This is a genomic window from Microbacterium sp., from assembly GCF_003248605.1.
GTDB lineage: Bacteria > Actinomycetota > Actinomycetes > Actinomycetales > Microbacteriaceae > Microbacterium.
The window spans coordinates 1-9,187 of record NZ_QFPF01000101.1 but is presented as its reverse complement, the minus strand read 5'-3'; the positions used below and the strand labels follow the sequence as shown (position 1 = coordinate 9,187).

Annotated in this window: 6 protein-coding genes, 1 tRNA gene, 1 other RNA gene and 2 pseudogenes; 8 read left to right on the top strand and 2 right to left on the bottom strand. The window is 69.3% G+C overall.

The features are described 5' to 3' along the window. Positions 1–1,240: pseudogene (locus DI573_RS12120) on the bottom strand (pyruvate dehydrogenase (acetyl-transferring), homodimeric type); the annotation flags it as partial. 159 nt (positions 1,241–1,399) lie between these two features. Between DI573_RS12120 and DI573_RS12115 the strand changes: the two are divergent. From DI573_RS12115 to rnpB, 5 genes and pseudogenes are all read left to right on the top strand, one after another. Beyond that, positions 1,400–1,472 (top strand) — tRNA-Val (locus tag DI573_RS12115). A gap of 1 nt (position 1,473) precedes the next feature. Then, positions 1,474–2,205 carry a C4-type zinc ribbon domain-containing protein gene (locus DI573_RS12110; RefSeq protein WP_292814584.1) on the top strand — a complete coding sequence of 244 codons (732 nt, stop codon included), beginning with the start codon at positions 1,474–1,476 and terminating at the stop codon, positions 2,203–2,205. After that, positions 2,202–2,687: a reverse transcriptase-like protein gene (locus tag DI573_RS12105; protein ID WP_292814581.1), complete on the top strand. Its 486-nt coding sequence runs from the start codon at positions 2,202–2,204 to the stop codon at positions 2,685–2,687. The genes DI573_RS12110 and DI573_RS12105 overlap by 4 nt, the downstream gene beginning before the upstream one ends. 262 nt (positions 2,688–2,949) lie before the next feature. Beyond that, positions 2,950–3,438 (top strand): annotated as a pseudogene (locus DI573_RS12100) (bifunctional 3'-5' exonuclease/DNA polymerase); the annotation flags it as partial. Between the two features lie 35 nt (positions 3,439–3,473). Beyond that, positions 3,474–3,832, top strand: an RNA gene (gene rnpB, locus DI573_RS12095) — RNase P RNA component class A. Positions 3,833–3,840: 8 nt separating this feature from the next. On the opposite strand, the gene ppgK is transcribed toward rnpB, so the two are convergent. Next, positions 3,841–4,596 carry a polyphosphate--glucose phosphotransferase gene (gene ppgK / locus DI573_RS12090; RefSeq protein WP_292814578.1) on the bottom strand — a complete coding sequence of 252 codons (756 nt, stop codon included), beginning with the start codon at positions 4,594–4,596 and terminating at the stop codon, positions 3,841–3,843. 73 nt (positions 4,597–4,669) lie between these two features. Between ppgK and DI573_RS12085 the strand changes: the two genes are divergently transcribed. The 3 genes from DI573_RS12085 to DI573_RS12075 form a co-directional block, all read left to right on the top strand. Beyond that, positions 4,670–4,894: an SPOR domain-containing protein gene (locus DI573_RS12085; RefSeq protein WP_292814575.1), complete on the top strand. Its 225-nt coding sequence runs from the start codon at positions 4,670–4,672 to the stop codon at positions 4,892–4,894. A gap of 33 nt (positions 4,895–4,927) precedes the next feature. Continuing rightward, positions 4,928–6,265, top strand: coding sequence for a glutamine synthetase family protein (locus DI573_RS12080; RefSeq protein WP_292814572.1), 1,338 nt, complete (start codon positions 4,928–4,930; stop codon positions 6,263–6,265). A gap of 16 nt (positions 6,266–6,281) precedes the next feature. Beyond that, positions 6,282–9,187, top strand: a 2,906-nt coding sequence (locus DI573_RS12075) for a bifunctional [glutamine synthetase] adenylyltransferase/[glutamine synthetase]-adenylyl-L-tyrosine phosphorylase (RefSeq protein WP_292814569.1), incomplete at its 3' end; no start/stop codon positions are given.

Genomic DNA, 9,187 nt, shown 5'->3' with positions numbered 1-9,187 from the left:
AGTTGCGGCCCTCGAAGTGGTTGCCGAGCGTCCAGCCCTTGATGGTCTTGGCGAGGATGACGGTGGGCTGGCCCTTGTGCTCGACGGCCGCCTTGAAGGCCGCGTAGACCTTGCGGTAGTCGTGGCCCCCGCGCTTGAGGTTCCACACCTGCTCGTCGGTGTAGTCCTTCACGAGGGCGAGGGCGCGCTCGTCGCGACCGAAGAAGTTGTCGCGCACGTAAGCGCCGTCCTCGGCCTTGAACGTCTGGTAGTCGCCGTCGGGCGTGACGTTCATGAGGTTCAGCAGGGCGCCATCGGTGTCGCGGGCGAGCAGGTCGTCCCACTCGCGACCCCAGACGACCTTGATGACGTTCCAGCCGGCGCCGCGGAAGAAGCTCTCGAGCTCCTGGATGATCTTGCCGTTGCCGCGCACCGGGCCATCCAGGCGCTGCAGGTTGCAGTTGACGATGAACGTGAGGTTGTCCAGGCCCTCGTTGGCGGCGACCTGCAGCTGGCCGCGGCTCTCGACCTCGTCCATCTCGCCGTCGCCGAGGAATGCCCAGACGTGCCCGTCGCCGACGTCCTTGATGCCGCGGTTGGTGAGGTACTTGTTCGTCATCGCCTGGTAGATGGCGTTGATCGGTCCGAGTCCCATCGACACCGTCGGGAACTGCCAGAACTCGGGCATGAGTCGGGGGTGCGGGTAGGACGGGATTCCGTTGCGTCCGGCCGACTTCTCCTGGCGGAAGCCGTCGAGCTGCGCCTCGGTCAGACGCCCCTCGAGGAAGGCGCGCGCGTACGTGCCGGGCGATGCGTGGCCCTGGATGAAGATCTGGTCGCCGCCGGAGGGGTGGTCCGCTCCGCGGAAGAAGTGGTTGAAACCGACCTCGTAGAGGGCGGCGGAGGACGCGTACGTCGAGATGTGACCACCCACGCCGATGCCGGGGCGCTGTGCGCGGTGCACCGTGATGGCCGCGTTCCAGCGGATCCACGCACGGTAGCGGCGCTCGATCTCCTCATCGCCGGGGAAGTCCGGCTCGTTCTCGGGAGCGATCGTGTTGATGTAGTCGGTCGTCGGCACCATCGGCACGCCCAGGTGCAGATCGTGCGATTTCTTCAGCAGGCTCAGCATGATCTCGCGACCGCGGCCGTGGCCCTTGGCATCGACGAGCTGCTGCAGGGATTCCTGCCATTCCGAGGTCTCTTCGGGGTCGCTGTCGGCAGCGTCCTGCGAATACGGGTCCTGGTCGTGAACAGTCACCGGGTGACCTTTCTTCGAGCCGGCAGATCGTGCCGGGGAACCGGGTAAGGGGCGCGGAGCTTTGTCGGCTTCCCACAAATGCGCACCGCGGAACAGCCTAGTCATTTCCGCGGGGGTGGTGACCGTCCGGGACGGAGTCGCCTCCTAGACTGGGCGCGAGGGCCTTTAGCTCAGCTGGTAGAGCGCCACGTTTACACCGTGGATGTCGTCGGTTCGATCCCGGCAGGGCCCACATGCAAGCTGCACCCGCCGATCAGCGGCGCCTTCTCGAGATCGCCGACATCGATGCTCGCCTGCGCCAGGCAGAGGCCGAACGCCGCAACCCCCCGCAGGCGGCCCGCATCCAGCAGCTCGTGGCGGCTCGCCAGACCCTCTCGCACGAGCTGTCCATCCGCGCCGGGGCGCGCGACGACCTGCGCACGGAGCTGGCGAGAATCGAATCCGACGTCAAGGTGGTCGAGGCTCGTCGCAAGCGCGACAACGATCTTCTCGCGACGGTCACCAATCCGAAGGATGCCGCAGGCCTCGAGCACGAGCTCGCTTCGCTGACGCGGCGTCAGAGCGATCTGGAGGATGCCGAGCTCAGTGTGATGGAGCGTCTCGAGCAGGCGGATGCCGCCGTGGCGGAGCAGGAAGCGGCGATCGCCGAGACGAACGCGGAGGGCGCGCGACTGTCCGCCGAGGCCAAGGCTGTGGTCGGCGACGCGTCGACCCGCATCGATCAGCTCACTCGCGACCGCGCCGCGATCGCCGCCGCTCTTCCCGCGGACCTGCTCGCGCTGTACGAGCGTCTCGCCGCACGCGGCGCGGGAGCGGGCCTGCTGCGCGCCCGCACGTGCGGCAGCTGCCACATGATGCTGTCGGGCACCGACCTGCAGCTCATCCGCGCGGCCACGGCGACGGATGTCGTCAGCTGTCCCGAGTGCGCGGCGATCCTCGTCCGCACCGAGGAGTCAGGTCTGTGACCGACTCGCCTTCGGGCGCGACGAGCGCTCCGTCGGCCGGGCCGACACCCGCCGAGCTCATTGTCGAGGCGGACGGCGGCTCGCGTGGCAACCCCGGCGTGGCCGCCGGCGGTGCCGTCGTGATCGACGCCGCGACGGGCGCGGTCCTGGCCGAGATCGGCGTCGACGTCGGCATCGCCAGCAACAACGTCGCCGAGTACAGCGGACTGATCGCGGGGCTGCGCGCGGCCTTCGAGATCGCCCCGTCGGCGCGAGTGCGCGTGCGGATGGACTCGAAGCTCGTCGTCGAGCAGGTGTCGGGACGCTGGAAGATCAAGCACCCGGCGATGCAGCAGCTCGCTCGCGAGGCCCGCGAGGTGATCGCGGGGCGGCCGGTGCAGTTGGAGTGGGTCCCGCGTGCCGACAACGCGCGCGCGGATGCGGTGGCCAACGAGGCGATGGACCGGCGCGAGAGCTTCCGCCGTGACCTCACCGTCCACTGACACCGCGCGATTCGTCGTCGTCGGACGCGCCGACCGCGACGTCGTCGCCCTCGTGTTCCTCGACGGTGTGGGGCGCGAGCTCCGCCGCCGTTCCGTCGCGCGCGACGGCCTGGGTGACGTGCTCGGTGATGTGCTGGGCGACGCGGCGACGGCACCGCGGATCGTCTGGGGCGATACGGCGCTCTGGTATCCCGACATCCTGGCCGCAGGCCGGCGCGTCGAGCGCTGCCATGATCTGCGGCTCTGCCACGCGATCCTCGCGGCGGCGGCGACGGGGGAGCAGGGTGGGGTCGTCTCCACGTGGTGGGGGCGCACATCGCCGCCGCCCCTGGAGGCGTGGCGGGAGCTGCAGTCCCGGGCGCACGCCCTCGATGCCACGCCCGCCGACGAGGCGATCGCGCGCCGCACCGCCCGCGACCGTGGCCGCTTCACGCGCAACTTCGTCGTGCAGGGCACCGCCGCCGAGTGGGCTCTGGTGTGGCTGGCGGACCTGCGCGCGCGGCTGCGAACGCTCACCCGCCCGGTCACCGCACCGCCCGCGCGCGCCTCGGGACCGGCCTTCGCCCACGATCCCCACCTCGTCTTCTGGCTGCACGACGAGGTCATCGTGCACACCCCGGAGGAGCTCGCCGAGGCCGTGGCGGACGCCGTGCGAGAGGCGGCGGCATCCGCGGGGCGTCTGCTCTTCGGCGATTTCCCGCTCGACTTCCCCCTCGACCTCCGGATCTCGCGCACCGCCGGCAAGGATTGACGAGGGTCGCCGGCGGCTAGACTCGCACCTGCGAATGGGTCGGCTGGACGGTCGCGTGGCGCGCGAGCGCACCGAGGAACGTCCGGGCTCCGCAGGGCAGGGCGGTGGGTAACACCCACCCGGAGCGATCCGCGAGACAGTGCCACAGAGAGCAGACCGCCGGGGGAGACCCCGGTAAGGGTGAAAGGGTGGTGTAAGAGACCACCGGGGCCGTGGTGACACGGCCCGCACGGTAAACCTCGCCCGGAGCAAGGTCAGACAGGGGATGTTGACGCGGCCCGCCGAGTCCCCGGGTAGACCGCTGGAGCGGCACGGCAACGTGTCGCCGAGAGAGATGACCGTCCACGGGGCACGTGCCCCCGGACAGAACCCGGCGTACAGGCCGGCCCATTCGCCCCCGTCTCAGTCGCCCGCGAGGGCCGCCGCACCGATGATGCCCGAGCTGTTGCGATGCACCGCGGGGACGATCGGCGTCTTCACATCCAGCAGCGGCAGAAAGCGGTCGGGGTGCTTCGACACGCCCCCTCCCACGACGAAGAGGTCGGGGGAGAACAGGAAGTCGACGTGCGTGTAGAACTTCTGCAGGCGCTTGGCCCACTTCTCCCACGTCAGCTCCTCGCGCTCCATCGCCGAGTAGGCGGCGTATCGCTCGATGGACTCGCCCTTGTAGTTCAGGTGCCCCAGCTCGGTGTTGGGGATCAGCATCCCGTCGTAGATGAACGCCGAGCCGATTCCGGTGCCGAGCGTCGTCAGGATCGTCAGCCCCTCCTGACCCCGCGCGGCGCCGTAGCGGACCTCTGCGATGCCCGCGGCATCCGCATCGTTGACGAAGTGGATGTCGCGGCCCAGTCCCTGCTCGAAGAAGGCCTCTGCCTCGAAGTCCAGCCACGCATCCGACACGTTCGCGGCCGACAGTGTGCGTCCGCGCTTGACGATGGCGGGAAAGGCGACGCCGAGCGGCAGGCGGTCCTCGACGCCGCCGAGGCGCTCCAGCACCTCGATCACGGCGGCGAGCACGTCTTTCGGAGCGGCACCCTCGGGGGTGCTGACACGGATGCGGTCGCTGACCAGTTCGCCGGCCTCGAGATCGACGATGCCGGCCTTGATGCCGGTGCCTCCGATGTCGACCCCGACCGCCCGGTCCGTCTTCTTCGCCATGGTCCTCAGCCTAGCCAAGGCCGCCCACCCCATCAGTAGGATCGACACGGACGACGAATCAAGGGGGACCGACGTGTCGGAGACCGAGAACAAGTACTGGTACAACCTGTCCACCAGGGCTGTGGAGCAGGGCTACGCGTCACCCGCGGTCGACCGCGTCGGCCCGTTCGACACGGCCGAAGAGGCGGCGAACGCACCCGAGCTGCTGAAGCAGCGATCACGCGCGTGGGCGGACGACGATGCCCGCGACGACGCGTGGGGCGCGTCTGCGCCGGGCACGGACCCCGAGCGCCACTAGGCTGGAGAGCGGCCTGACGCCGCGGAGGGAAGCATGGACAAGCAGCGCGATTTCGTCTTGCGGACGATCGAGGAGCGGGGCGTCAAGTTCGTCCGACTCTGGTTCACCGATGTCATCGGAACACTCAAGTCGGTGGCGATCGCCCCGGCAGAGGTCGAGGGGGCCTTCGCCGAAGGCTTGGGCTTCGACGGATCCGCAATCGAGGGTCTGACCCGGTCGTTCGAGTCCGACCTGCTGGCTCATCCCGACCCCTCGACGTTCCAGATCCTGCCGTGGCGGGGCGAGATCGACCCGACCGCGCGCATGTTCTGCGACATCACCACCCCCGACGGGCAGCCCGCCGTCGCCGACCCGCGGCACGTGCTCAAGCGCACGCTCGCCAAGGCCGCCGAGCGCGGGTTCACGTTCTACACGCATCCCGAGATCGAGTTCTACCTGCTCAAGTCGTCCTCGTACGGCGCTGACGGACCCGAGCCGGTCGATTCCGCCGGCTACTTCGACAACGTGCCGGGCGGCACGGCGCACGACTTCCGCCGACGCTCCGTGCGCATGCTCGAGGACCTGGGCATCTCGGTCGAGTTCAGCCACCACGAGGGCGGCCCCGGGCAGAACGAGATCGATCTGCGCTACGCCGACGCGCTCGCGACGGCCGACAACATCATGACCTTCCGCACGGTGATCAAAGAGGTCGCGATCGAGCAGGGCGTCTATGCGACGTTCATGCCCAAACCCCTCAGCGGCCACCCCGGCAGCGGCATGCACACGCACATGTCCCTCTTCGAGGGCGATGTCAACGCGTTCTACGAAGAGGGCGGCGAATACCAGCTGTCGAAGGTCGGCCGGCAGTTCATCGCCGGCCTACTCCGCCACGCCAACGAGATCTCGGCCGTGACCAACCAGTTCGTCAACTCCTACAAGCGCCTGTGGGGCAGCGACGAGGCTCCGAGCTTCATCTGCTGGGGACACAACAACCGCTCGGCCCTCGTGCGCGTGCCGATGTACAAGCCGAACAAGAGCCAGTCCTCGCGGGTCGAGTACCGCGCGCTGGACTCGGCGGCCAACCCCTACCTCGCGTACGCGCTCATGCTCGCGGCCGGTCTCAAGGGCATCGAGGAGGGGTATGAGCTTCCCCCCGAGGCCGAGGACAACGTCTGGTCGCTCAGCGACTCCGAGCGCCGCGCGCTCGGATACGCGCCGCTGCCGACGAGCCTCGACCACGCGCTCGAGTACATGGAGGAGAGCGAGCTCGTCGCCGAGACGCTCGGCGAGCAGGTCTTCACCTATGTGCTCAAGAACAAGCGTCGCGAGTGGGCCGCGTACCGCGACCAGGTGACGCCGTTCGAGCTGAAGAGCAACCTCGAGATGCTCTGACCGGCATCCTCCCCGCATGGCAGCTCCCGAGCGCTCGTCGGCGCTGACGGCACTCGCGCGGATCGGCTTCGCCGATCTGGCGGCGGCCGATGCGTGCCTGGCCGAGCTCGAGGGTCTGATCGGTGTGCCCCGCGAACAGCTGGTGGCGGATGCTGCCTCCGCGGCCGATCCGGACTGCGCGACCGCGGGGCTCGTCGCGGTCGCCCGCCGTGATTCCGGCCCGTTGCGTGCGGTGCTCGCCACGACGCACGGGCGTCGCGCGGTGTGGGCGCTGCTCGGGGCATCGGAGGGATTCGGCGCGTTCTACGCGCGGCATCCCGAGGAGATCGTGCATCTGGGCACGCCGCACATCGCACTGCCCAGCGCGGCGCAGATGCAGCACGACCTGCTCGAGAGTGTCGGCGCGGTGGACGGTTTCGCCGAGGACGGCGGTGAGAGCTCGTGGGTGGCGCTGCGTATCGGCTATCGGCGCCTCGTCTCGCGCATCGCGGTGTTCGACCTGCTCGCCCCGGATGCGGTGGAGGCCGTGCGCGCCGTTTCCGCGGCTCTGGCCGACGCCGCGGCGGCAGCACTCGAAGCCTCGCTCGCGGTGGCGCGGACGCGCATCTCGACGCCCGGTCTCGCGCCCGGCGCCCTGTTCTCGCGCGAGGCCGTCGCAGACGCCCGACTCGCGATCATCGGAATGGGCAAGACGGGTGCGCGCGAGCTGAACTACGTCTCGGACGTCGACGTCATCTTCGTCGGTGGTGCCTCTCCGGAGGCGATGGAGCGGATCGGCGCCAGCCGGGTGATCGACATCGCGACGCGTCTCGCCGTGCAGACGATGCGCGGCGTATCGGAGTTCGAGGTCGAGCCCCCGCTCTGGGAGGTGGACGCGAACCTGCGGCCCGAGGGATCCCAGGGCGCGCTGGTGCGCACGCTGGATTCGCACCTGACGTACTACGAGCGCTGGGCGAAGAGCTGGGAGTTCCAGGCTCTGCTCAAAGCCCGCGCGATCGCCGGAGACGAGCAGCTCGGCGCCGACTACGTCGAGGCCGTCCAGCCCAAGGTGTGGACGAGCGGCGCGCGGGAGAACTTCGTCGACTCGGTGCAGCGCATGCGGGAGCGGGTCACGGAGCACATCCCCGCCGACGATGTGCCGTATCAGCTCAAACTGGGGCCCGGCGGCATCCGCGACATCGAATTCACCGTCCAGCTGCTGCAACTGGTGCACGGGCTCACCGACGAGTCGATCCGGCATCGGAGCACCCTCGATGCGCTCGACGCTCTCGTCGGTGGGGGGTACATCGGACGCACCGAAGCATCGGCCTTCGCACACGACTACCGTGTGCTGCGCCTGCTCGAGCATCGGCTGCAGCTGGTGCGCCTGAGCCGCACACATCTCATGCCGCGTACACCCGAGGGATTGCGCACCCTCGCGCGCTCGTCCGGACTCGCGCAGACCGGTGCCGGAGTTCAGGAGGTGTGGGACCGCGTCAAGCGAGAGGTGCGCGAGATCCATGTGCGGCTGTTCTACCGGCCGCTTCTCTCGGCGGTCGCGTCGCTGCCCGAAGAGCAGCGCGAGCTCTCCACCGAGCAGGCGCACGATCGTCTGGCGGCGATCGGATTCCGGGATCCCGCGGGGGCGTTGCGCACGATCGGCAGCCTCACGAGCGGTCTGAGTCGCAAGGCGACGATCCAGCGGCATCTGATGCCCGTCATGATCCGATGGTTCGCCGACGGGGTCGACCCCGACTACGGACTGCTGGCATTCCGAAGGATCAGCGAGCGGCTCGGCGACACACCCTGGTTCCTGCGGATGCTGCGCGACTCATCGGGTGCCGCCGAGCGGCTGACCCGCGCGCTGTCGGGTTCACGATACGTCGGGGAGCTGATGGAGTGGATCCCCGAGTCCGTCGCATGGCTCGACGACGACGCCGACCTGCGCCCTCGCCCGGGAGTGGTGCTGCAGGAGGAGGCGCGTGCCATCCAGAAGCGGCACGAGACGATCGACGACGCGATGCGCGCCGTGCGATCGCTGCGGCGCCGCGAGTTGCTGCGCACGGCCGTCGCGGCGGTGCTCGGTGTGCTGACGATCGAGGAGTTGGCGGACAGCCTCACGACGATCACCGAGGTGACGCTGCAGTCGACGCTTCGCGCCGTGCGACGGCAGGTCGTGCCTCCCGAGGACGCGGATCTCGACTTCGCGATCATCGCGATGGGGCGCTTCGGGGGAGCGGAGCTCGGGTTCGGGTCCGACGCGGACGTGCTGTACGTGTATCGGCCCGAAGGAGTCGCTCCTGAGCGCGCGAACGAGCTCGCTCGCAAGATCGTCACCGAGCTGCGCCGTGTGTCGGAGGACTACCGCGTGCCTCTCGATCTCGATGCGGATCTACGCCCGGAGGGCCGCACCGGACCGCTCGTGCGCTCGCTGGAGTCGTACGCGGAGTACTACCGTCGCTGGTCACTGTCGTGGGAGGCGCAGGCGCTCCTGCGCGCTCGTGGTGTTGCAGGATCCGTCAAGCTGATCCGCGCGTTCATGCAGCTCGCGGACGACCTCCGCTATCCCGTCGATCCCGATGAGAAGGGCCTTCGCGAGATCAAGCGCATCAAGGCGCGCGTCGAGAACGAGCGCCTTCCGCAGGGTGTCGATCGAGCGCGTCACCTCAAGCTCGGCCCGGGCACCCTCAGCGACGTGGAGTGGCTCGTCCAGCTCATCCAGCTCCAGCACGCGCGAGCGCACCCCTCACTGCGGACGACGTCAACCCTCGGTGCGCTGGATGCCGCCGTCGCGGCCGGTCTCATCGGCGAGACATCGGCCGGCCGGCTGGCCGAGGCCTGGCACCTGTCGACTCGGTTGCGTTCGGCGAACACGCTCCTGTCGGGCCAGACCAGCGATGTGCTGCCCACCGACCGGCGTCAGCTCGATGGCATCGGCCGCAT

Bases quoted from the DNA above. Each gene is read 5' to 3' on its own strand.
- DI573_RS12080 (WP_292814572.1), top strand. From the start codon at position 4,928: ATGGACAAGCAGCGCGATTTCGTCTTGCGGACGATCGAGGAGCGGGGC.
- DI573_RS12110 (WP_292814584.1), top strand. From the start codon at position 1,474: ATGCAAGCTGCACCCGCCGATCAGCGGCGCCTTCTCGAGATCGCCGAC.
- ppgK (WP_292814578.1), bottom strand. From the start codon at position 4,596: ATGGCGAAGAAGACGGACCGGGCGGTCGGGGTCGACATCGGAGGCACC.